Annotated in this window: 24 protein-coding genes; 15 read left to right on the top strand and 9 right to left on the bottom strand. The window is 67.1% G+C overall.

Annotated elements, in window-relative coordinates; all coding sequences use genetic code 11:
• On the bottom strand, window positions 1-2,370 hold the full coding sequence (locus AC07WJ_RS34070; protein ID WP_494939174.1) for a xanthine dehydrogenase family protein molybdopterin-binding subunit: 2,370 nt from the start codon (window positions 2,368-2,370) through the stop codon (window positions 1-3).
• Window positions 2,371-2,439: 69 nt separating this feature from the next.
• Entirely contained in the window at window positions 2,440-2,934 is a 495-nt protein-coding gene (locus tag AC07WJ_RS34065) for a (2Fe-2S)-binding protein (RefSeq protein WP_494939173.1), read from the bottom strand.
• Between the two features lie 253 nt (window positions 2,935-3,187).
• Between AC07WJ_RS34065 and pcaD the strand changes: the two genes are divergently transcribed.
• From pcaD to AC07WJ_RS34040, 5 genes are all read left to right on the top strand, one after another.
• Window positions 3,188-3,967: a 3-oxoadipate enol-lactonase gene (gene pcaD / locus AC07WJ_RS34060; protein WP_494939172.1), complete on the top strand. Its 780-nt coding sequence runs from the start codon at window positions 3,188-3,190 to the stop codon at window positions 3,965-3,967.
• 11 nt (window positions 3,968-3,978) lie between these two features.
• Window positions 3,979-4,365, top strand: a complete 387-nt coding sequence (pcaC, locus tag AC07WJ_RS34055; protein ID WP_494939171.1) for a 4-carboxymuconolactone decarboxylase — start codon at window positions 3,979-3,981, stop codon at window positions 4,363-4,365.
• A 131-nt stretch (window positions 4,366-4,496) separates the two neighbouring features.
• A complete protein-coding gene (locus AC07WJ_RS34050; protein WP_494939170.1) occupies window positions 4,497-4,739 on the top strand; it encodes a hypothetical protein in 243 nt (80 codons plus the stop codon).
• A 23-nt stretch (window positions 4,740-4,762) separates the two neighbouring features.
• Window positions 4,763-5,539, top strand: a complete 777-nt coding sequence (locus tag AC07WJ_RS34045) for a molybdate ABC transporter substrate-binding protein (RefSeq protein ID WP_494939169.1) — start codon at window positions 4,763-4,765, stop codon at window positions 5,537-5,539.
• Between the two features lie 91 nt (window positions 5,540-5,630).
• The gene (locus AC07WJ_RS34040) at window positions 5,631-6,257 is read left to right on the top strand and encodes a LysE family translocator (RefSeq protein ID WP_494939168.1); all 627 of its coding nucleotides are present in this window, start codon (window positions 5,631-5,633) and stop codon (window positions 6,255-6,257) included.
• 18 nt (window positions 6,258-6,275) lie between these two features.
• Here the strand turns inward: AC07WJ_RS34040 and AC07WJ_RS34035 are convergent, their stop codons facing one another.
• The gene (locus tag AC07WJ_RS34035; protein ID WP_494939167.1) at window positions 6,276-6,818 is read right to left on the bottom strand and encodes a hypothetical protein; all 543 of its coding nucleotides are present in this window, start codon (window positions 6,816-6,818) and stop codon (window positions 6,276-6,278) included.
• Window positions 6,819-6,954: 136 nt separating this feature from the next.
• Here AC07WJ_RS34035 and AC07WJ_RS34030 point away from each other — a divergent pair, with 136 nt between their 5' ends.
• Complete coding sequence (locus AC07WJ_RS34030; RefSeq protein ID WP_494939250.1) at window positions 6,955-7,221, top strand: type II toxin-antitoxin system RelE/ParE family toxin; 267 nt, start codon at window positions 6,955-6,957, stop codon at window positions 7,219-7,221.
• A 50-nt stretch (window positions 7,222-7,271) separates the two neighbouring features.
• On the opposite strand, the gene AC07WJ_RS34025 is transcribed toward AC07WJ_RS34030, so the two are convergent.
• Window positions 7,272-7,553 carry a PepSY domain-containing protein gene (locus AC07WJ_RS34025; protein ID WP_494939166.1) on the bottom strand — a complete coding sequence of 94 codons (282 nt, stop codon included), beginning with the start codon at window positions 7,551-7,553 and terminating at the stop codon, window positions 7,272-7,274.
• A gap of 128 nt (window positions 7,554-7,681) precedes the next feature.
• Complete coding sequence (locus tag AC07WJ_RS34020) at window positions 7,682-8,209, bottom strand: flavin reductase (RefSeq protein ID WP_494939165.1); 528 nt, start codon at window positions 8,207-8,209, stop codon at window positions 7,682-7,684.
• Between the two features lie 331 nt (window positions 8,210-8,540).
• On the opposite strand from AC07WJ_RS34020, the gene AC07WJ_RS34015 reads away from it, so the two are divergent.
• The 6 genes from AC07WJ_RS34015 (at window position 8,541) to AC07WJ_RS33990 (ending at window position 14,095) form a co-directional block, all read left to right on the top strand.
• Window positions 8,541-9,458, top strand: a complete 918-nt coding sequence (locus AC07WJ_RS34015; protein WP_494939164.1) for a branched-chain amino acid ABC transporter permease — start codon at window positions 8,541-8,543, stop codon at window positions 9,456-9,458.
• 4 nt (window positions 9,459-9,462) lie between these two features.
• A complete protein-coding gene (gene livM / locus AC07WJ_RS34010; RefSeq protein WP_494939163.1) occupies window positions 9,463-10,872 on the top strand; it encodes a high-affinity branched-chain amino acid ABC transporter permease LivM in 1,410 nt (469 codons plus the stop codon).
• Window positions 10,873-10,904: 32 nt separating this feature from the next.
• Complete coding sequence (locus tag AC07WJ_RS34005) at window positions 10,905-11,750, top strand: ABC transporter ATP-binding protein (RefSeq protein ID WP_494939162.1); 846 nt, start codon at window positions 10,905-10,907, stop codon at window positions 11,748-11,750.
• A complete protein-coding gene (locus tag AC07WJ_RS34000; RefSeq protein WP_494939161.1) occupies window positions 11,747-12,469 on the top strand; it encodes an ABC transporter ATP-binding protein in 723 nt (240 codons plus the stop codon). Before AC07WJ_RS34005 ends, AC07WJ_RS34000 begins: the two co-directional genes overlap by 4 nt.
• The gene (locus tag AC07WJ_RS33995) at window positions 12,469-12,846 is read left to right on the top strand and encodes a DUF6867 family protein (protein ID WP_494939160.1); all 378 of its coding nucleotides are present in this window, start codon (window positions 12,469-12,471) and stop codon (window positions 12,844-12,846) included. The genes AC07WJ_RS34000 and AC07WJ_RS33995 overlap by 1 nt, the downstream gene beginning before the upstream one ends.
• 130 nt (window positions 12,847-12,976) lie before the next feature.
• Window positions 12,977-14,095, top strand: a complete 1,119-nt coding sequence (locus tag AC07WJ_RS33990) for a branched-chain amino acid ABC transporter substrate-binding protein (RefSeq protein WP_494939159.1) — start codon at window positions 12,977-12,979, stop codon at window positions 14,093-14,095.
• A 416-nt stretch (window positions 14,096-14,511) separates the two neighbouring features.
• Here the strand turns inward: AC07WJ_RS33990 and AC07WJ_RS33985 are convergent, their stop codons facing one another.
• Window positions 14,512-15,243, bottom strand: a complete 732-nt coding sequence (locus tag AC07WJ_RS33985; protein ID WP_494939158.1) for a cytochrome c biogenesis CcdA family protein — start codon at window positions 15,241-15,243, stop codon at window positions 14,512-14,514.
• A 188-nt stretch (window positions 15,244-15,431) separates the two neighbouring features.
• Here AC07WJ_RS33985 and AC07WJ_RS33980 point away from each other — a divergent pair, with 188 nt between their 5' ends.
• Both AC07WJ_RS33980 and AC07WJ_RS33975 read left to right on the top strand, forming a co-directional pair.
• Window positions 15,432-16,430 (top strand): P1 family peptidase, encoded by a 999-nt coding sequence (locus AC07WJ_RS33980; protein ID WP_494939249.1) that lies wholly within the window; start codon window positions 15,432-15,434, stop codon window positions 16,428-16,430.
• Entirely contained in the window at window positions 16,427-17,086 is a 660-nt protein-coding gene (locus AC07WJ_RS33975; RefSeq protein ID WP_494939157.1) for a DsbA family protein, read from the top strand. Before AC07WJ_RS33980 ends, AC07WJ_RS33975 begins: the two co-directional genes overlap by 4 nt.
• A gap of 10 nt (window positions 17,087-17,096) precedes the next feature.
• On the opposite strand, the gene AC07WJ_RS33970 is transcribed toward AC07WJ_RS33975, so the two are convergent.
• A complete protein-coding gene (locus AC07WJ_RS33970; protein WP_494939156.1) occupies window positions 17,097-17,723 on the bottom strand; it encodes a LysE family translocator in 627 nt (208 codons plus the stop codon).
• 186 nt (window positions 17,724-17,909) lie between these two features.
• On the opposite strand from AC07WJ_RS33970, the gene AC07WJ_RS33965 reads away from it, so the two are divergent.
• A complete protein-coding gene (locus AC07WJ_RS33965; protein WP_494939155.1) occupies window positions 17,910-18,167 on the top strand; it encodes a hypothetical protein in 258 nt (85 codons plus the stop codon).
• 63 nt (window positions 18,168-18,230) lie between these two features.
• Here the strand turns inward: AC07WJ_RS33965 and AC07WJ_RS33960 are convergent, their stop codons facing one another.
• Window positions 18,231-18,917: a DJ-1/PfpI family protein gene (locus tag AC07WJ_RS33960; protein ID WP_494939154.1), complete on the bottom strand. Its 687-nt coding sequence runs from the start codon at window positions 18,915-18,917 to the stop codon at window positions 18,231-18,233.
• Window positions 18,918-19,144: 227 nt separating this feature from the next.
• Window positions 19,145-20,392: an NAD(P)/FAD-dependent oxidoreductase gene (locus AC07WJ_RS33955; RefSeq protein ID WP_494939153.1), complete on the bottom strand. Its 1,248-nt coding sequence runs from the start codon at window positions 20,390-20,392 to the stop codon at window positions 19,145-19,147.
• Window positions 20,393-20,424: the final 32 nt, after the last annotated feature.

The following is a 20,424-nucleotide window of genomic DNA, read 5'->3' as shown; positions in this document are numbered from 1 at the left end:
TTACTCGGCCGCCTTGGCCGTCTTCGCCAGTTTCTGAATGACGTTCCACACCGCCTGCGGTGTCGCCGGCATCGGAATCTCTTCCGTGCCGAGCGCGTCGGTGAGTGCGTTGATGACCGCCGGCGGCGAGGCGATGGCGCCGGCCTCGCCGCAGCCCTTGATCCCCAGGGGATTGGACGGGCATGGCGTCACCGTCATGCCGACCTCGAAGGACGGCAGGTCATGGGCGCGCGGCATGGCATAGTCCATGAACGAGGCGGTGATGAGCTGGCCGTCCTTGTTGTAGACCGTGCCTTCCAGCAGCGCCTGGCCGACGCCCTGGGCGATGCCGCCATGGACCTGGCCTTCGACGATCATCGGATTGATGACGTTGCCGAAATCGTCCACCGCCGTCCACTTGATGATGGTCGACACCCCGGTCTCGGTATCGACCTCGATCTCGCAGATGTGGCAGCCGGCGGGGAAGGTGAAATTGGTCGGGTCGTAGAACGATCCCTCCTTCAGCCCCGGCTCCAGCTCCTGCGGATTGAACTTGTGGGCGATATAGGCATTGAGCGCCACCGTGCCGAAATCCACCGACTTGTCGGTGCCCTTGACGGTGAACTGGCCGTCCTTGAAGTCGATATCGGCTTCGGCGGCCTCCAGCACATGGGCGGCGACCTTCTTGGCCTTGGCCTCGATCTTGTCGAGAGCCTTGGATATCGCCGACATGCCGACCGCGCCGGAACGCGAGCCATAGGTGCCCATGCCGAACTGCACCTTGTCGGTGTCGCCATGGACGATCGAGACATTGTCGATCGGAATGCCCAGGCGGTGCGACACGAGCTGGGCGAAGGTCGTCTCATGGCCCTGGCCATGGCTGTGCGAGCCGGTCAGCACCTCCACCGTACCGACCGGATTGACCCGGACCTCGGCCGATTCCCACAAGCCGACGCCCGCGCCGAGCGAGCCGACCGCCTGGGACGGCGCGATGCCGCAGGCCTCGATATAGGTGGAATAGCCCAGGCCCCGCAGCTTGCCGCGCTTGGCCGCCTCGCGCCGGCGTTTGCCGAAGCCCTTCACGTCGGCCATCTCCATGGCCTTCAGCAGCGAGGCTTTGTAGTCGCCGGTGTCGTACATCATGATGACCGGCGTCTGATGCGGGAATTTCGAGACGAAATTCCGCTTGCGGAACGCCGCGGGGTCCATGCCGAGCTCGCGGGCCGCGACCTCGACCAGGCGCTCGACCACGAAGGTCGCTTCCGGCCGCCCGGCGCCGCGATAGGCATCGACCGGCGCGGTGTTGGTATAGACCGCGTCGACCTCGGCATAGATGTTCGGGATGGCATACTGGCCCGACAGCAGCGTCGCGTAGAGATAGGTCGGCACCGAGGAGGCGAAGGTCGAGAGATAGGCGCCCATATTGGCGATGGTCTTGACGCGCAGGCCGGTGATCCTGCCCTCGGCGTCGGTCGCCAGTTCGGCCCGGGTCACGTGGTCGCGGCCATGGGCGATCGCCAGGAACTCCTCGGTCCGGTCGGCCGTCCATTTGACCGGGCGATTGACCTTGCGGGCGGCCCAGACGCAGACGGTCTCCTCGGCATAGATGAAGATCTTCGAGCCGAAGCCGCCGCCGACATCGGGCGCGATCACCCTGAGCTTGTGCTCCGGCGCGATGCCGATGAAGGCGGAGAGCACGAGGCGCGCGACGTGCGGGTTCTGGCTGGTGGTATGGAGCGTCAGCCCATCGGTGCCGGAATCATATTCGCCGATCGCCGCCCTCGGCTCCATCGCGTTGGGCACCAGGCGGTTGTTGACGATGTCGAGCCTGGTGACGTGCTTGGCCGCCTTGAAGGCCGCCTCCGTCGCCGCCTTGTCGCCGATATGCCAGTCATAGACGGTATTGGCCGGAGCTTCCGAATGGACCTCGGCCGTGCCCTTGTCCTGGGCCCTCGCGGTGTCCGCATTGGCCGGCAGCACGCCGTAATCGACGACGATCGCCTCGGCTGCGTCCTTGGCCTCGGCCAGCGTCTCGGCGATGACCACCGCCACGTGGTCGCCGACGTAACGCACCTTGCCCTGGGCGAGCACCGGATGGGGCCCTGCCCGCATCGGCGTGCCGTCCTTGGAATGGATCATCCAACCGCAGATCAGGCCGCCGATCTTGTCGGCCGCGATGTCCTCGCCGGTAAAGATCGCCACCACGCCCGGCATGGCCCTGGCCTTGGCCGTGTCGATCTTGTTCAGCGTGGCGTGGGCATGCGGCGAGCGCAGGAAATAGGCCTGCGTCTGATTGGGACGGTTGATGTCGTCGGTATATTGGCCCTTGCCGGTGATGAAACGGAAATCTTCCTTGCGGCGTACAGCCGCGCCGATACCGGTCACAGTCATGGCGCCCTCCCTGGGGATCGCTCGAGACGGAACTATCAGACGGAGAATGCGAGAGACGGTCGCGCGCCGTTATTCGGCGGCTTGTCGGACCGGTGTCTTGCCCGTCATCGCCTGGGCGCCCGCTTGGACCGCCTTGACGATGTTGTGATAGCCGGTACAGCGGCAGATATTGCCCTCCAGCTCCTCGCGCACCGTGTGCTCGTCGACCGCGCCCTTGCGGTTCACGATGTCGATCGCCGACATGATCATGCCGGGCGTACAGAAGCCGCACTGCAGGCCGTGGTGCTCCCGGAAAGCCTCCTGCATCGGATGCAGCTTGCCGTCCTTGGCCAGGCCCTCGATGGTCAGGACCGTGGCGCCCTCGCATTGCAGCGCGAAGGTCGTGCAGGATTTCACGGCCTTGCCGTCGACATGAACGACGCAGGCGCCGCACTGCGACGTGTCGCAACCGACATGGGTCCCGGTCAGGTGGAGATTTTCGCGCAGGAACTGGACCAGCAGCGTGCGCGCGTCGACGTCGGCAGAGACCGAGCGTCCGTTGACCGTCATGGTCACCGTCGGCATAGGCGTTCCTCCTCACAAAACGGTCGGGTAAAAGCGATTTCGGCCGATTTTTATTGTGACCGTCAGCTTTCACCGCCGAAAACCCGTTGTTTTCAGCGTGATTTGCAGTTTGGACCCGTTCTTAACGGCGCGTCAAGCGGTCCGGGAGGCCGCACCGGCCACGACCGGTTGCAAGACATGCATGCCTCCCCCTTTCCCTGCGCGCGGCAGCCGGCCTAGTGTCGCGCCAAAGCTTCTCGAGGGAGACATGCGCATGCCGCGCTTCACCACATCGGACGGATTGTCGCTGCGTTACGAGGACACCGGCGGCACCAGGCCCGTCTTGCTCCTGTCCAACTCGCTCGGCACCAGCCTGGAGATGTGGGACGCCCAGATGCCCGCTTTTTCAAGCCTTTTCCGCGTCGTGCGCTACGACAAGCGCGGCCATGGCCAAAGCGAGCTGAAGGTCGGCCCGACCGGTTTCGCCCGGCTGACCAGGGACGCCATCGAGCTGCTCGATCACCTCGCCGTCGCCAAGGCGCATTGGTGCGGGCTGTCGATGGGCGGTATGAGCGGGATGTGGGCCGGCACCCATTACGCCGCCCGCTTCGACCGGATCGTGCTGTGCAACACGGCGGCCGCGATGCCGACCGCCGAGATGTGGAACCAGCGCATCGCCATCGTGAAGAGCCAGGGGCTCAGGCCGCTGATCCCGACCATTGTCGATCGCTGGTTCACCAAGCGTTTCCAGGAGGCCGATAAGCCGGCCGTCGCCCGCATCGTCGGAATGCTCGAGACGACGCCGCCGGAGGGCTACGCCGCCTGTTCCGCGGCGATCCGCGACATGGACCAGCACGAGGCGATCCGGTCGATCGCCAGCCCCGTGCTGGTCATCTCGGGCAGCCATGACGGCTCGACGCCGCCCGAGCGCGGCCGCGCCATCGCCGCCGCCATCCCGAACGCGCAATATGTCGAGCTCGACGCGGCGCATCTGTCGAATATCGAGCAGGAAAAGCCGTTCACCACCGCGGTCACCGATTTCCTGAACAGCTGAGGGCCCAGGCCATGGATGAAAAAGAACGCTTCGAGGCAGGCCTCAAGGTGCGCCGCGCGGTGCTGGGCGATGCCCATGTCGACCGCTCGCTCGCCGCCCGCGACAGCTTCACCACCGAGTTCCAGGACCTGATCACCCGCTATGCCTGGGGCGAGATCTGGACGAGGCCCGGGCTCGACCGCAAGACCCGCAGCTACCTGGTGCTGGCCATCACCGCCTCGATGGGCCGCTGGGAAGAGTTCCGGCTGCACTGCCGCGCTTCCTTCGCCAATGGCGTCACCACCGACGAGATCAAGGAAGTGGTCCTGCAGATCGCCATCTATGCCGGCGTGCCGGCCGCCAACACAGCGGTCAAGGAGGCCAAGGAGGTCTTCGCCGAAATGGGCATCAAGACCTGAGAGGAATGGCCCTCTCACCTCGCCCCGGCGTACGGACAGCGGCACCGCCGCCGCGAGCAGTCTCACGCCCCCGTGCAGCCTTCACTCCGTCACGCCCGGGCTTGTCCCGGGCACCCATGACTTGTGTCCCGATGACCAACCGGGTCGAGTTCGTGGATGGCCGGGACAAGCCCGGCCAGGACGATGTGCGCGCCTTGCGAGGACTGGCCTGGGTCGTATCGCCCCACCCGCGCATACCCCATTCGCCCCCGCCACTGCTCGAAAGTCAGGGCAAGGACGTCGCCGGTCGCGCCTTCGCCGGCTGCTTCCCGTTGGCCATCGCCAATCCCAAGACCTTTCGCGTCATGACCGCCGAGGTTGCCGGCCCATTGTGAACCGCCCCAACGAGGAGATTGGCATGACCGAACTTGCCCGGCGCCAGATACTCATCGCAACCCTCGCGGCAGCCGCCACGACCGTGGCCGGCTCTCACGCGGCGGCCCAATCGACCGAGATCCGCGTGATCGCGGCCAATGCCGTCAAGGACGCCTATGTCACACTCGTCGCCGCATTTGAAATGGCGAGCGGGCACAAGGTCGCGACCACCTGGGCCGGCACCGAAAGCGCGACGCGGCGGGTGATGGCGGGAGAGGCTTACGACATCGTCATCATCGGTTCGCGCAGCATCGATCAACTGATCGCGGCCGGCAAGCTGGCCCCGGGCAGCCGAAGCGACTTCGCCACATCCAGGGTCGGCGTCGCGGTTCGGGTCGGATTGCCGAGACCGGATGTTTCTACCAGCGAAGCCGTCAAGGCCGCCGTCCTGGCCGCCGGTTCGGTCGCCTATTCCGCAGGTCCGAGCGGCGCCTATATCGCGGAGCTGTTCAGGACCATGGGTATTGCCGAGCGGGTCGCATCGAAGGTCCGGCAGCCGTCGTCGGGCGCCGAGGTCGCGCAGATCCTGGCGCGCGGCGAGGTCGACATCGCTTTCGCGCAGGTCAGTGAATTCCTCGACGTCCCTGGCCTCGTCGATCTGGGGCCGCTCCCGGCCAGCATCCAGAACATCACCACCTATTCCGCCGGACAGCATGTCGCCACGGCTTCGGCCGGCGCCGCCGCGGCATTGATCCGGCATCTGACCGCTCCGGAGGCGGCGGCGGCGATCCGCAAGATGGGCATGGATCCGGCCCGGTGATGGCTTCGGGCGGCCGCGCACGATCGTTCAAGCCGGCCACGGCCGTCCCGGTATAGGTTCTAGCCGGTCGCGCCAACCGACAGGACACCCGATGACCGGCGAGTTCGCTTTCATGGCCGTGCCGTGGCGCCCCGTCATGGCGCTGATCCTGGCCTCGATCGTGATCATGGGCAGCCCCGGCCCCTCGACGGTCAGTGCCACCGCCATGGGCGCGGCCTTCGGCATCAGGCGTTCGCTTTCCTATGTCGGCGGCCTCGTGCTCGGCACGATCGCCGTGCTGCTGGCGGTCGCGATGGGTGTCGTCGCGCTGATCCTGTCGATGCCGCGCGCCGCGTCGGCGCTCACCATCGTCTCGGCCGCCTATATTCTCTACCTGGCCTTCAGGATCGCCACCGCTCCGCCACTTGCGAGCCAGGGCGGCAATGCCGCCGGCCCGGCCTTCGGCGGCGGCTTCCTGCTCGCCATCGCCAATCCCAAGGCCTATCTGGCCATTGCCGCGGTCTTTGCCGGCACCACGCTGCTGGTCGGGGCGCCCGGCGCGGACGCCTGCCTCAAGGTGGCGCTGCTGAGCGGCATGATCGTCATCATTCACCTGTTCTGGCTCACCGCCGGAGCCGCGCTGTCGCGTCTGCTGCACGATCCCTTGAGTTCACGCCTGATCAATGTCGCGCTGGCGGTGATCCTGGTGGTGATGACCCTGGCGGCCTTTGCCGGTTGAGAGACCGGCGTCTCCGCGTCAGCGGCGGGCGAAAGGATGGATCGGCACGCTCTCGCCCAGACGCGGATCCCAGTCGAGCGTCTTCTCGGCCTCCAGGCGCTCGGCGACCGCCGCAAACAGGCTGAGCGCCAGCAGCAGCGCTTCCGGCCAGAGTGCGGCAAAGACCGCCATTCCATGGCGCGCCAGCCCGGCCGCCGCGAAGATGACGGCAAGCGTGGTCAGCGCCATGGCCAGCCCGAGGATCAGCATGGCGGAGCCCGGCAGGAGATCGTCGCTGTCGCCGGTTGCCATTTCGTAGAGCGCGACCAGGAGAAACATGGCGATGGCGACCTCCCAGGCGCCGATGAACGGCTCCATCATGCCGATCCTGGCGAGCGGCCAGTTCAGCCCGTGAAAAATCTGCACGGCATGGGGCAGGATATCCCCGCCGAGCCCGTGCAGGGCCCCGACCATGGCCGGCGGCAAAATGCGCATGACGCCGTCGATCAGCAAAAGCGCGCCCCAGAACGCGGCAAGGCCACCGGTCAACCGGTCCCTGGAATGCACGGCGAAACGACCCATGGCGCCCTCCCGCGGCGAGCCCTCCCCGCTCGTCGGATGGCGCGACCATGGCCGCCGTCAGCTTCGGCACACAACCTGAACTTTTTATTTACCTTAAGAACCGGCGCGGACCGGCCGATGGCCGGCGGCTGCATGCCTGAAGAACCAGATCGCCTATATCGCAGCGGAAGACCCCGCAGCGGCCAGACGCGTTGCCGCTCAGATCCGTTCGGCCGGCGCGAAGCTCGGCGAATTGGCAACCGGCCGGCCTGGACGTGTGTCGGGCACCTATGAACGTTCAATCGGTGGGCTACCCTCCATCATAGCCTATGCCATGACGCCCGATTCCGAAGGCGAGACAATCACCATCCTGCGGGTGATCCCCACGGCACGCGACTGGCCCGCGCAACATTGGCCGGACTGATCGCCGCTTCGCCGCGACACCAGGTGGTCCTGCGGTAAGGGCAAGGCCTTTCAATCGCCGCGGTCGCGCGAGACGATCGAAAAGTCGACCTGGCTGAGCTTCAGGTCATAACGTTGGCCGTCACGCGTGACCGCCTCGGCCACCTCGAACCTGCCATTCCCGTATTCGATCTGGCCCCAGCGGGTGAACCCCTCGCTGTGCAGGATCTGCTCGATTTGCCTGCGCTCCTCGGGCGTGGGCAGCCGGTCGCCGGCATGGGCGGCCGACGCGGCAAGCGGCGGGGCAGCAAGCATGGCCACCACGAGGGCGAGGTGCAGCTTGTTCAGCGGCATGATCGTCTCCTTGGGTTTCGGGCAATATCCGGCTAACGCCCGAAAGCGGCGAAGGATCGATCAGGTCTGGGACTTTTTGTGTTTCGGCGGCCGCGCGTGGGGGCCGCCGGCGGCCGGCAGCGCCCGGTTCAGCGCTCGATCGACCGGTAGCCGCGGCCGAAATAGGCCAGAGCCGGACCGCCGGGACCGACGCGCAGCGCCTCGACCTGGCCGATGATGATGGTGTGGGTGGCGACCGGCTTGATCTCGATCACCCGGCAGTCGAAGGCCACCAGCGCGGTCTCGAGCGTCGGCGAGCCCGTGGCCAGCGGCGACCATTGGCCTTCCTTGAAACGGGCAGCGCCCGCCAGGCCGCGCCGGCCCGCGAAGGTCTCGGCCAGCACCTCGGCCCCGCCGGCCAGCGCATTGATCGCAAACACGCCATTGGCCTCGATCAATCCGCCATTGGCGGACTTCCGGTTGAGGCAGACGAGCAAAGTCGGCGGGTCGTCCGACACCGAGGCGACCGCGATCGCCGTGAAGCCGCTGGTGCCCGCGGGACCCGCGGTCGTCACCAGATGGACATGGCCCGCGACCGAGGCCATGCCGTCGCGATAGGCTTCCGGCGTAATGCTCGCGCCCGGCACGATCATGCTGCGGTTCGTTCCGCCTTCCATCGTCGACACCTCAAATCCCGGCCGGATATAGGCGCTCGGCTGCCGTTCGCCAATCGCGGGCGGGACAATCCTGGCATGACGGCGGTTAATCCTTCGGATGCATCGTCGTCGATCGAATCCAGCAGCCGCAGGCGGTCGCCCCGGTTTCGGGCCGGTACTATCCCATGGTCGCAGAGAAAAACGCGTAACAGCCATTGTCGCCCGGCAGAGCGCTTGCTACCCATTTCATCAGGCTGGTCTCCCAACCGAACCGCGCGGCAGTCGCGGAGGGGCCGGAGGTCGAGCCACGGCGTACCGTTTGCGCCGAGGGGAAAAAAGGGACGGAGTCGGCATGGAAGTCTTCTTCCAGCAGCTGATCAACGGGCTTACGCTCGGATCAATCTACGGCCTTATCGCCATCGGCTACACGATGGTCTTCGGCATCATCGGCATGGTCAATTTCGCCCATGGCGACGTGTTCATGGTGTCCGCCTTCATCGCGCTGATCGCGCTGATGGTGGTCACCACCTGGCTCGGCGTCGGCTCGATATTGCTCGCCTTGCTGATCGTGCTGATCGTCGCCATGGTCTTCACCTCGCTGATCAGCTGGACCATCGAACGGGTCGCCTACCGGCCGCTGCGCGGTTCGTTCCGGCTCGCCCCGCTGATCTCGGCGATCGGCATGTCGATCGTCCTGATGAACTTCGTCCAGGTCGCCCAGGGCCCGCGCAACAAGGCGGTCGATCCCATTCTCAACACGGTGATCACCCTGTTCGACGACGGCACCTACGCGGTGACCCTGTCCTATAAGCAGATCATGATCGCGGTCACCACGGCCGTGCTGCTCACCGTGTTCTGGTGGGTGGTGGCCAAGACGCCGCTCGGCCGGGCCCAGCGGGCCTGCGAGCAGGACCGCAAGATGGCCGCCCTGCTCGGCGTCGATGTCGACCGCACCATTTCGGTGACCTTCGTGATGGGCGCGGCGCTCGCCGCCGTCGCCGGCACCCTCTACCTCGTCTATTACGGCGTGGTGAACTTCGCCGACGGCTTCACGCCCGGGGTCAAGGCCTTCACCGCCGCCGTGCTCGGCGGCATCGGCTCGCTGCCCGGCGCGGTTCTGGGCGGCCTGCTGATCGGCCTGATCGAGACCTTCTGGTCGGCCTATTTTTCGGTCGAATACAAGGATGTCGCCGCCTTTTCCATCCTTGCCGTGGTGCTGATCTTCCTGCCCCAGGGCATTCTCGGCCGCCCCGACGTCGAGAAGGTGTGAGCGCGTGACCATCGCCCCCTCGCCGACCTCGCCCGCCGCCACTGTCGCCACCCCCGCCCGCGACGTCGCCGGCGCGGTCAAGGACGGCCTGTTCGCCGGCCTCATCGCACTTGGCGTGTTCGGCCCGCTGATCGGCTTCAAGACCGTTGCCGACATGCAGAACCGGCTGGTCCTGGAAACCCGCTGGGGCCTGCTGGCGATCATCGTGCTGATCGTCGCGGCCGGCCGTTTCCTGATCTCGGTCTATCAGCGCCGCACCGCGGATGCGCCACCGAGAGCCGGTTTCGTCCTGCCGGCCGCGATCTCCAGCCGCCTGCCGCCGGCGGCCCTCGTCCTCTGCTTCGTCTATCCCTTGATGATCTATTCGCTGACCGGCGGCACGGGCGCGCTGAAATGGGTCGACAATTTCGGCGTCCAGATCCTGATCTACATCATGCTCGCCTGGGGCCTGAACATCGTCGTCGGCCTCGCCGGCCTGCTCGATCTCGGCTATGTCGCTTTCTACGCGGTCGGCGCCTATGCCTATGCGCTGCTGGCGACCCAGGTCATCCCCGCCACCTTCCCCCAGCTCGGGGTCTGGGCCTTCTGGATCTGCCTGCCCATTGCCGGCATGCTGGCCGCCTTCTGGGGCGTGCTGCTCGGTTTCCCCGTGCTCAGGCTGCGCGGCGACTATCTGGCCATCGTGACGCTCGCCTTCGGCGAGATCATCCGGATGGTGCTGATCAACTGGAAGGATTTTTCCAACGGCTACGAGGGCATTTCGACCATCCCGCGGCCGTCCTTCTTCGGCATTCCCTTCAACGCCTCCGACACGGGTTTCGCCGCCGTCTTCGGGCTCGAATTCTCGCCGATCTACCGGACCATCTTTCTCTATTACGTCATCCTCTGCCTGGCGCTGCTGACCGCCTGGGTGTCCACCCGGCTGCGCCGCCTGCCGGTCGGCCGCGCCTGGGAGGCGCTACGCGAGGACGAGATCGCCTGCCGCTCGCTCGGCATCAACACGGTCAACACCAAGCTGACCGCCTTTGCCATCGGCGCCATGTTCGGCGGCTTCGCCGGCTCGTTCTTCGCCGCCCGCCAGGGCTTCATCTCGCCGGAGAGCTTCACCTTCCTGGAATCGGCGACGATCCTGGCGATCGTCGTGCTCGGCGGCATGGGCTCCCTGATGGGAACCGCGATCGCCGCCATCGCCATGATCGGCGGCACCGAATTGCTGCGCGAGCTCGACTGGATGAAGCTGATCTTCGGCAATGATTTCGACCCCGTGCAGTACCGCATGCTGATCTTCGGGCTCGCCATGGTCGCCATCATGATCTGGAAGCCGCGCGGCTTCGTTTCGACCCGCATGCCGACCGCCTTCCTGAAATCCCGCCGCTCGATCTCGAGCGATCTCGTCAAGGAAGGCCATGGATGAGTGATCCCATGAGCCATCCGATGAGCGGAGCCATGAGTGCTGCGGCCAACGCGCCGATCCTCACCGTCGAGCACCTGACCATGCGCTTCGGCGGCTTGGTTGCCGTCGGCGACCTGTCCTTCGAGGCGCGCCGCGGCGAGATCACCGCGGTGATCGGCCCGAACGGCGCCGGCAAGACCACGGTGTTCAACTGCATCACCGGCTTCTACAAGCCGACCGAGGGCCGGATCACGCTGAAGAACCCGGATACGGGCGACTTCCTGCTCGAGCAGATGCCGGACTTCATGATCACCCGGCGCGCCAAGGTGGCGCGCACCTTCCAGAACATCCGGCTGTTCTCCGGCATGACCGTGCTGGAGAACCTGCTGGTCGCCCAGCACAACCCCTTGATGCACGCCTCGCGCTGGTCGATCGGCGGCATCCTGGGCCTGCCGGGCTATGGCCGCGCCGAGAAGGAGGCCATCGCCAAGGCGGCCTACTGGCTCGATCATACCGGGCTGACCGATCGCGCCGACGATCCCGCCGGCGACCTGCCCTACGGCGCCCAGCGCCGCCTGGAGATCGCCCGCGCCATGTGCACCGAGCCGGTGCTGCTCTGCCTCGACGAGCCGGCCGCCGGCCTCAATCCGCGCGAATCGCTCGAACTCAACACGCTCCTGCGCTTCATCCGCAAAGAGCACGGCACCTCGCTCCTGCTGATCGAGCACGACATGAGCGTCGTGATGGAGATTTCCGACCACGTCGTCGTGCTCGACTATGGCCGCAAGATTTCCGACGGCACGCCCGGCGAGGTCCGCGAAGACCCGAAGGTCATCGCCGCCTATCTCGGCGTCGACGACAGCGAAGTCGAGAAGGTCGAAGCGGAGGTCGGGTTATGACGGCGCTTCTGTCGGTTCGCGGCGTCGAGACCTTTTACGGCTCGATCCAGGCCCTGAAAGGCGTCGACATCGATGTCGAGCCGGGCGAGATCGTCACGCTGATCGGTGCCAACGGCGCCGGCAAGTCGACCCTGATGATGACCATTTGCGGCAGCCCGCAGGCGCGTCGCGGCTCGATCGTCTATGACGGCGTCGACATCACGCGCATGCCGACGCATCAGATCATGCGCCGGCGCATCGCCCAGTCGCCCGAGGGCCGGCGCATCTTCGCGCGCATGTCGGTCTACGAAAACCTGCAGATGGGCGCCTCGCTGTCGGATCCGTCCGGTTTCGCCGAGGATCTCGACAAGGTCTTCGCGCTGTTTCCGCGCCTGAAGGAGCGCCGCGACCAGCGCGGCGGCACCTTGTCGGGCGGCGAGCAGCAGATGCTGGCGATCGCGCGTGCCCTGATGAGCCGGCCGAAACTGCTGCTGCTCGACGAACCCTCGCTCGGGCTCGCGCCCCTGATCGTCGCCGGCATCTTCAACGCCATCCGCGAGCTGAACCGCCTGGAGGGGCTGACCGTCTTCCTGGTCGAGCAGAATGCCTATCATGCCCTCAAGCTCGCCCATCGCGGCTATGTCATGGTCAACGGCGCGGTGACGCTGTCGGGCACCGGCGCCGAGCTGCTGGCCCGCGAGGAGGTCCGCGCCGCCTATCTCGAGGGAGGGCGGCACTGATGCAGGGCATTCTCTACGAAGAACCTTCGATCTGGCTGTTCCTGCTGGTCACCATCGTGATGGGCGGCTGGGGCGCCTGGATGACCGGCAAGGCCTGCGCCGAAACCTGGCGCGGCATTCCGCAGACCCTGGTCTATCTCCTGATCCTGGGCCTGGCCATCCGCTTCATCCACTTCGCCCTGTTCCACGGCACGCTCCTGTCCGTGCGCTATTACATCGTCGACACCCTGGTCATCATCGCGATCGGCATCCTCGCCTGGCGCGCCACCCGCGCCCGCCAGATGACGACGCAATATTGGTGGCTCTATCAACGTTCCGGGCCGCTTTCCTGGGCGAAGCGGCCGGCTCCCCTGTCTTCCCGTCCGGAAGGTTCCTGATGACAGCCGGGAACACCAACGAACGGCTGACAATGCGCATGAAAGGGTGTTCGATCCAGCCAAGGGCGGCATCGACCACCCTCGACTTGGGCGTGTACCAAGCTTCAACTCTCTAAGGGAAGGATGAGAGATGACCAAAAAGTTCCTCGCCGGGCTGACGCTCGGCCTGGGTCTGGCCCTGGCGGTCCCCGCCCAGGCGCAGATCCGTCTCGGGGTCGCGGGCCCCATAACCGGTCCTAACGCCGCCTTCGGCGCGCAGTTGCGCAATGGCGTCGAGCAGGCGGTCGAGGACATCAATGCCGCCGGCGGCATCCTGGGTCAGCGCATCGTCCTGTCGGTCGGCGACGACGTCTCCGATCCCCGCCAGGGCGTCAACGTCGCCAACAAATTCGCCGGCGACGGCGTGAAATTCGTCATCGGCCACTTCAATTCCGGCGTCACCATGCCGGCCTCCGAAGTCTATGCCGAGAACGGCATGGTCTATATCACGCCGGCCGCCACCAATCCGCGCATCACCGAGCGCGGCCAGTGGAACGCCTTCCGGACCTGCGGCCGCGACGACCAGCAGGGCGCGGTGGCCGCCGCCTATCTCGCCCGCAATTTCCAGGGCAAGAAGATCGCCATCGTCCACGACAAGACGACCTATGGCAAAGGCCTCGCCGACGAGACCCAGAAGGCGCTCAACGCCGCCGGCATCAAGGAAGTCATCTACGAGGGTGTCAATACCGGCGAGAAGGACTTCTCGGCGCTGATCTCCAAGCTGAAGGCGGCCGGTGTCGACGTCGTCTATTGGGGCGGCCTGCATACCGAGGGCGGCCTGATCGTCCGCCAGATGCGCGACCAGGGCGTCCAGGCGCCGCTGATGTCGGGTGACGGCATTGCCGACAACGAGTTCGCCGCCATTGCCGGTCCGGGCGCCGTCGGCACCCTGATGACCTTCCCGCCGGACCCGCGCCGTCGCCCCGAGGCCGCCGCGATCGTCGCCCGCTTCCGCGACGTCCGCAAATTCGACCCGCAGGCCTACACGCTCTACAGCTACGCCGGCGTGCAGATCTTCCAGCAGGCGGCGATCGCCACCAACTCGCTGGATCCGCGCAAGATCGCCGAATACATGCGCTCCGGCGCGGTGTTCAAGACCGTGATCGGCGACATCTCCTACGACAAGAAGGGTGACATCACCCGCGCCGACTACGTCACCTATACGTGGCGCCGCGATAACGACGGCAAGATCACCTATTTCGAGAACTGAGATCCAATCCGAGGCCTCAAGGCCTCCCGTCCAGAGGGGACGAAGCCCCGCCCGGAGCGATCCGGGCGGGGTTTTTCATGGGCGGTGATGGGCGGGCCGGAGATGTGGCGGAGCTTCGGCAAGCCTGCGTTGACGGCACAGGACGTCATCCCGAACCACAGGAAACCCGGAAGCGGCTCAAGAGCCGCAATTCGCCCCGGTTCGCACCGCCCCCTTCGTCTTGGCCGGCCTTGTGCCGACCATCCACGCATTGCCTTGACCACGGAAGGCGTGGATGGCCGTGACAAGCACGGCCATTAACGCAGTGTGAGCCAAAGAGCCGGGCGATGTCCGCTCCGGCGCCCAGATGGCCAAATCTGAGACGGTCAGGGGCAGGAGGCGGCGGGGGACGCGAGCGATAGCGCAAACCCCTGCCCTCACCCGATCGCGGCGAGCCCCGGGAAGGTCTCGAGCAGCCAGAAGGCGGCGGTCGCCATACCGCCGGTCAGGAAGGCGATGCCGGTCGCCACCAGCAGACCGCCCATCATCATTTCGATGACCCGCAGCCGCTTCTTGACCGCCGCCGCGAACCGGATGAAACGGCGGATCGCCAGAGCCGCGAGCACGAAGGGGATGCCGAGGCCCACCGAATAGGTCGCCAACAGCAGCGCGCCGCGATAGACGGTCATCTCGGAGGCGGCCACCGCCAGGATCGCCGCCAGCACCGGCCCGATGCAGGGCGTCCAGCCGAAGGCGAAGGCAAGGCCCATGACATAGGCGCCGGCCGGACCGGCCTTCGGCACGATATCGACCTTGGCTTGCCGGTAGAGCAAGGGAATGCGGAACAGGCCGAGGAAATGCAGTCCCATGATGATGATGGCGACGCCGGCGACGCTGGCGAGCGTCGCCGAATGGACCCGCAGCACCTGGCCGATCATCGAGGCCGAGGCGCCGAGCAACACGAAGACCGTGGTGAACCCGGCAACGAAGACCAGCGCCAGCGACACGGCGCGCTTCACCAGCGCGCGGTCGGCATCGACCTCGGAGAGATCGTCGAGCGTCGCTCCGGTCAGATAGACCAGGTAAGGCGGCACGAGCGGCAGCACGCAAGGCGACAGAAAACTGACGAGGCCCGCGATCAGTGCCGCGGGAATGGTCACATCAGGCATTCAGGATCCGCCACGCTGTTGCCGCCGAAGTCTTCCGTCGCATCGGGATGATGCTGCGGCGAAGGCCGGTTGGCCATTCGCCGGAAGCCTTCTCGTCTATCGCCCTCTTCGGCCAATCGGAAGCGTTGACTTCGGTTGATCGCACAGGCGTGATCGTTCGTGATAACCACCATCGGGTTTACATCACCGTGCTGAATGCCATTACCGACGTTGCCGGCCTGACCATCGGCCATGCCACCGATCTCGTCCGCGCCACCGGCGTCACCGCGATCATCTTCGATCAGCCGGCCGTCGCCAGCGTCGACGTGCGCGGCGGCGCGCCCGGCACGCGCGACACCGATCTCCTGGGACCCGACAAGACCGTCCAGGCCATCGATGCCATCGCGCTCTCGGGTGGTTCGGCCTTCGGGCTGGAGGCGGCCGCGGGCATCGGCGCCTGGCTCGCCGCCCAGGGGCGCGGCTTCGTCATCGGTCCCGCCCGCGTGCCGATCGTGCCCGGCGCCATCCTGTTCGACCTCATCAACGGCGGCGACAAGTCATGGGGCCGTTATGCGCCCTATCGCGAACTCGGCTTCGCCGCCGCCGAGGCGGCCCGATCCGGCCCGGTCGCCATGGGTACCGTCGGGGCCGGCACCGGCGCCACCACCGCCGATCTCAAGGGCGGGCTCGGCACCGCCTCCGCCCTCTCGCCCTCCGGCCACCGGGTCGGCGCGCTGGTCGCGGTCAACGCGCTCGGCAGCGTCACCATTGGCGCGGACCGCCATTTCTGGGCGGCGACCGACGAGCAGGACGGCGAATTCGGCGGCCTCGGCCTGCCCTCGCCCTGGCCGGCCGACGCCAACCGCGTGAAACTCAAGGGCACCACGGCCGCCAACACCACCATTGCCCTGGTCGCGACCGACGCCATCCTGACCAAGGCGGAAGCCCGCCATCTCGCTGTCATGGCGCAGGACGGCCTCGGCCGCGCCATCCGGCCGATCCATACCCCGCTCGACGGCGACACGGTCTTTGCCGCCGCCACCGGCCGACTGGCGCTCGCCGACATGGCGCGCGACATGGCCTTGATCGGCGCGACCGCCGCGAGCGTGCTCGCCCGCGCGGCGGCACGCGCGATCTATGAGGCGACCCCGCTCGACGTCCCCGGTGCCCTGCCGAGCTGGCGCACGCGATTCGGAGAACGGCCGTGACCACCCCGACCGCCCCCGACGCCACGCGCGTCACCTATCTGTTCGATCCGCTCTGCGGCTGGTGCTACGGCGCCTCGCCCATGGTGCGGCAGCTCGCGGGAACACCTGGCATCACGATCGAACTGGCCCCGACCGGGCTGTTCTCCGGCGACGGAGCGCGGCCGATGGACCAGGGCTTTGCCGCCTATGCCTGGTCGAACGACCAGCGCATCGAACGGCTGAGCGGCCAGCGCTTCACCGAGGCCTATCGATCGAAGGTGCTCAACGCTCCCGGCCAGATGTTCGATTCCGGGCCGGCCACCCTGGCGCTCACCGCCGTGGCCCTGACCAGGCCGGATGCCGAGCTTGCCGCGCTGAAGGCGATCCAGGAGGCCCGTTATGTCGACGGCCGCGACATCGTCTCGATCGCCGGCCTCGCCCAGATCCTGCGCGAGATCGGCCTCGATGCCGCCGCCGGCCTGCTCGCGGCGCCGGGCGACGACCTCATCGCCGCTAACCGCGCGCGCACCAGCAAGGCGCGCCAGATGATGAGCGCCTTCGGTGCCCAGGGCGTGCCGACGCTCGTCGTTACCGACCAGCGCGGCCGACGGATGCTGAGCTCCAACGCCTTGTTCGGCAGCTATGACGACCTGCGCGCAGCGATCGGCGCGGCCTGACGGCCGGCGCTCAGTTCTGCCCGGCGCGCAAGCCGACGGTGGCGATGCCCGCACCGATCAGCAGCGTGCCGCCGACCCGGTTGAACAGGCCGATCGCCCGCGCATTCGCCACCAGGCCGCGGGCCTTGGCCGCGACCAGCGCATAACCAAAGGCGTTGGCGAAGGCGAGCACCAGGAAGGTCGTCTCGAACACCAGCATCTGGGTGAGGAAATCCACCTTGGGATCGAGGAACTGCGGCAGGAAGGCGACGAAGAAGGTGATGCTCTTCGGGTTCAGCGCGGTGACCAGCCAGGCATGCCCGAGCATCTTGGCGGCCGAGACCGCGTCATGGCGCGGTTCGGCCTGCAAGGCGCCGCCGGCGCGCCAGAGCTTGATGCCGAGCCAGATGAGATAAGCGGCACCGACCCATTTCAGCACGGTGAAAACAGTGGCCGAGGTCGCCAGCAGCGCGCCGACGCCGAGCATCGACAGGGTCATCGCGGTGAAATCGCCAAGCGCCACGCCGACCGCCATCGGCAGCGCGGTGCGCCAGCCCTGGCCCAGCGCATAGGAGACGACCAGCAGAACCGTCGGTCCGGGAATGAGCAGCAGAATGGTGGATGCCGCGGTAAAGGCGAGCCAGGCTTCGATGGTCATGACGGTTCTCCCAGAGGTCGCGAGGGACTAAGCCACGGGTGAGACAGGCTGTCGAGAGAGTTCGCGCGGATCGCGAAAGGTGTTCCTAACCATCCGCCGAACAACCCCGGGGCAGAGCGTCCCGATTAACGAAATCGGCCGGTGGAATGGCTTACGATACCGGATTGAACGAGGGAGCGTGTCGCCATGATCCCAGTCATCAATGGCTATGCTTGCGTCACCAGCGAGGACGCCGCCTTTGCCCGCCGCGGGCTCGACCCGCAGAACCCGACCAACGACCCGGCGATTGCCGACGAGCTCGCCGCAAGCGTCGGCCGCGCCGTCATGCCCGAGGACACCTTCGACGCGCTGGTCGCCCATCCCGAGGCCGTCGCCGAACAGGCCCACGCGGCGATCAGCCCGCCACGCTCGGGCCCGGGCCGGATCTTCGACTTCAAGGCCTGAGCAGCGGAAAAGCTCAATACAATCAACCCTCTCGCTCCGGGAGAGGGTCAATTCCGCGGCGCCCTAATCAGTCCGCCGCGCCAGCGCCTCCGCCGCCCGCTTCGAGATCGCCATCCGCTCGGCGATGAAGGGCTTCAGCGCCTCCGTCACGGCCCTCACGGTCTCGGCCGGGGCCGATGACGGCGTGCCGCCGGCAAAAGGCGGCGCCGGGTCGTATTCCATGCCGAGCTGGGCGCGCCGCGCCCGTTCCTCGCCGAACAGCATGGCGGTCAGCGTCAGGCCGAAATCGATGCCGGAGGTGACGCCGGCGCCGGTCACGCGGTTGCGGTCCACCACCACCCGCTCGTGAACCGGCGTGACGCCGAACAAGGCGAGCTGGTCGATCGACGACCAGTGGCAGGTGGCGCGATAGCCGGTCAGCAAGCCGGCCGCCGCCAGCACCAGCGATCCCGTGCAGACCGAGGTGATCCAGGTGGCGCCTTGCGCCTGGGCGCGCAGAAAATCCAGCGTCTCCCGGTCTTCCATCAGGCCCATCTGGCCCGGGCCGCCCGGCACGAACAGAATGTCGGCCTGCGGGCAGTCGGCAAAGGTCTTCGAAGGCATGAGACGCAGGCCCGACGCATCGCCGACCGGCTCCGCGGTCTTCCAGACCAGGTCGACCTCGAGTTCCCTGTACCGGGTGAACACCTCGAACGGCCCGGTCAGGTCGAGCTGGGTCATGCGCGGGAAGGCGAGCATCACGACATGCATGGACGACACTCCGGCAGGCGACGGTCCGGTGCGGCCGTCGGCGGCGATATCGGGCGTCGGGCAAGCTGCCCGACGCCGGGAAGATTGCCAGCGACCGGCGCGGCGCGAAAGCCGTCCATCGTCCGGCCGCGACGAAGGCGCTTTTCGGCACATCTCGATCGAGCTGGCCGGCCGGGACATCGCTTTCGGTCACGACGCCGCGAACCTGGCTCGTGCCGGATCCCGGCTCAGCTCCAGCGGCCCATCCGATAAGGCGTCAGGTCGACATGCGGCGGCTCGCCCGACATGGCCGAGAGCAGCGCCTTGGCGGTCGCCGGCCCGAGCGTGAAGCCCCAGTGGCCGTGACCGAAGGCGAACCACAGGCCCTCATGGCCCGGGGCCGGACCGATGACCGGCCGCGAATCCGGCGTTGCCGGGCGACGGCCCATCCAGGGCTCGGGCTCCACCGGCTCGCCGAGATCGAACAGCGCGCTCGCCGCGCGGAAGGCCCGTCCGAGCTGCACCGGCGTCTTCGGCGCGTCGGCGAGCGCGATCTCGACGCCGGTGGTCAGCCGGATGCCCTGCTCCATCGGACAGAGCACATAACCGACATCCTCGTCGCAGACCTGGCGGGTCAGGAAGGCGTTGCCCTTCGGCTGATAGTGCCGGTGATAGCCGCGCTTGGCGGCCAGCGGCACCGAATAGCCGAATTTGCCGACGAGGTCGCCGGACCAGATGCCGAGCGCCACCACCGCCTGGCGCGCCACGACACGGCCCTCGGCGGTGTCCACCGCGAACCCCTCCGGCACCTTGGCGAGCGTCATGGCATCGCCCTTGGCGAGCCTGCCGCCGGCCGCCACGAAAGCCTCGGCATAGGCCTTGGTGACGCCGCCGGGGCTCGACACCGTATCGGCATCCTGCTGCCAGATCGCGCCGGCGAAGTCGCCCTTCAGATGCGGCTCCAGCTCCAGCGTCTCGCCCTTGCTGAGCTTGGTGCTGCGGATGCCGAACTCCTTGGCGAGCTGCAGCCGGCGGTCCTGGGCGTCGAGGCTGGCGCGATGGCGATAGAACTCCAGCCAGCCGTCCTGGCGGAAGAACCGCTCGGCGCCGGCGATCCGGGCGAATTCGCGATGGCTGCCGACGGCTTCCGCGAAGAACGGCCGCATGACACGCGCGGTCTCCTCCAGCTTGTCGGGCGCCGACCAGCGCCAGTAGTCGAACATCCAGCCGGCCACCTTGGGCAGCGCCGAGACGTGATAATGCGAGGCGGTCTCGCCGTTCAGCGCATGCTTGAACAGCGTCGGCAGGTCGCGCGGCATGGCCACCGGATAGAGATTGCCGCCGTCGATGACCCCGGAATTGCCGTAGCTCGTCTCTTCCCCCGGGCCGCGCCGGTCGACCAGCACCACCGAAAGGCCGCGCCGGCGCGCCTCGAGCGCCGTGGAAACGCCGACCATGCCGGCGCCCAGAACCAGAACATCATGGATTTCAGTCATCACCGGACCATCATTGTCATGCGGCCGCCACA

The sequence above is a fragment of the Phreatobacter sp. GW821-FHT04C01 genome (assembly GCF_059420385.1).
The sequence above is the reverse complement of the archived record's forward strand: the minus strand, read 5'-3'. Positions and strand labels throughout refer to the sequence as shown.

Bases quoted from the DNA above. Each gene is read 5' to 3' on its own strand.
- AC07WJ_RS33960 (WP_494939154.1), bottom strand. From the start codon at position 18,917: ATGCATGTCGTGATGCTCGCCTTCCCGCGCATGACCCAGCTCGACCTG.
- AC07WJ_RS33970 (WP_494939156.1), bottom strand. From the start codon at position 17,723: ATGACCATCGAAGCCTGGCTCGCCTTTACCGCGGCATCCACCATTCTG.
- AC07WJ_RS34035 (WP_494939167.1), bottom strand. From the start codon at position 6,818: ATGGGTCGTTTCGCCGTGCATTCCAGGGACCGGTTGACCGGTGGCCTT.
- AC07WJ_RS34045 (WP_494939169.1), top strand. From the start codon at position 4,763: ATGACCGAACTTGCCCGGCGCCAGATACTCATCGCAACCCTCGCGGCA.
- AC07WJ_RS34070 (WP_494939174.1), bottom strand. From the start codon at position 2,370: ATGACTGTGACCGGTATCGGCGCGGCTGTACGCCGCAAGGAAGATTTC.
- AC07WJ_RS34015 (WP_494939164.1), top strand. From the start codon at position 8,541: ATGGAAGTCTTCTTCCAGCAGCTGATCAACGGGCTTACGCTCGGATCA.
- AC07WJ_RS34020 (WP_494939165.1), bottom strand. From the start codon at position 8,209: ATGGAAGGCGGAACGAACCGCAGCATGATCGTGCCGGGCGCGAGCATT.
- AC07WJ_RS34005 (WP_494939162.1), top strand. From the start codon at position 10,905: ATGAGTGCTGCGGCCAACGCGCCGATCCTCACCGTCGAGCACCTGACC.
- pcaC (WP_494939171.1), top strand. From the start codon at position 3,979: ATGGATGAAAAAGAACGCTTCGAGGCAGGCCTCAAGGTGCGCCGCGCG.
- AC07WJ_RS34025 (WP_494939166.1), bottom strand. From the start codon at position 7,553: ATGCCGCTGAACAAGCTGCACCTCGCCCTCGTGGTGGCCATGCTTGCT.
- AC07WJ_RS34050 (WP_494939170.1), top strand. From the start codon at position 4,497: ATGACCAACCGGGTCGAGTTCGTGGATGGCCGGGACAAGCCCGGCCAG.
- AC07WJ_RS33985 (WP_494939158.1), bottom strand. From the start codon at position 15,243: ATGCCTGATGTGACCATTCCCGCGGCACTGATCGCGGGCCTCGTCAGT.
- AC07WJ_RS34000 (WP_494939161.1), top strand. From the start codon at position 11,747: ATGACGGCGCTTCTGTCGGTTCGCGGCGTCGAGACCTTTTACGGCTCG.
- AC07WJ_RS33965 (WP_494939155.1), top strand. From the start codon at position 17,910: ATGATCCCAGTCATCAATGGCTATGCTTGCGTCACCAGCGAGGACGCC.
- AC07WJ_RS33955 (WP_494939153.1), bottom strand. From the start codon at position 20,392: ATGACTGAAATCCATGATGTTCTGGTTCTGGGCGCCGGCATGGTCGGC.
- AC07WJ_RS34065 (WP_494939173.1), bottom strand. From the start codon at position 2,934: ATGCCGACGGTGACCATGACGGTCAACGGACGCTCGGTCTCTGCCGAC.
- AC07WJ_RS34040 (WP_494939168.1), top strand. From the start codon at position 5,631: ATGACCGGCGAGTTCGCTTTCATGGCCGTGCCGTGGCGCCCCGTCATG.
- pcaD (WP_494939172.1), top strand. From the start codon at position 3,188: ATGCCGCGCTTCACCACATCGGACGGATTGTCGCTGCGTTACGAGGAC.
- AC07WJ_RS33995 (WP_494939160.1), top strand. From the start codon at position 12,469: ATGCAGGGCATTCTCTACGAAGAACCTTCGATCTGGCTGTTCCTGCTG.
- AC07WJ_RS33990 (WP_494939159.1), top strand. From the start codon at position 12,977: ATGACCAAAAAGTTCCTCGCCGGGCTGACGCTCGGCCTGGGTCTGGCC.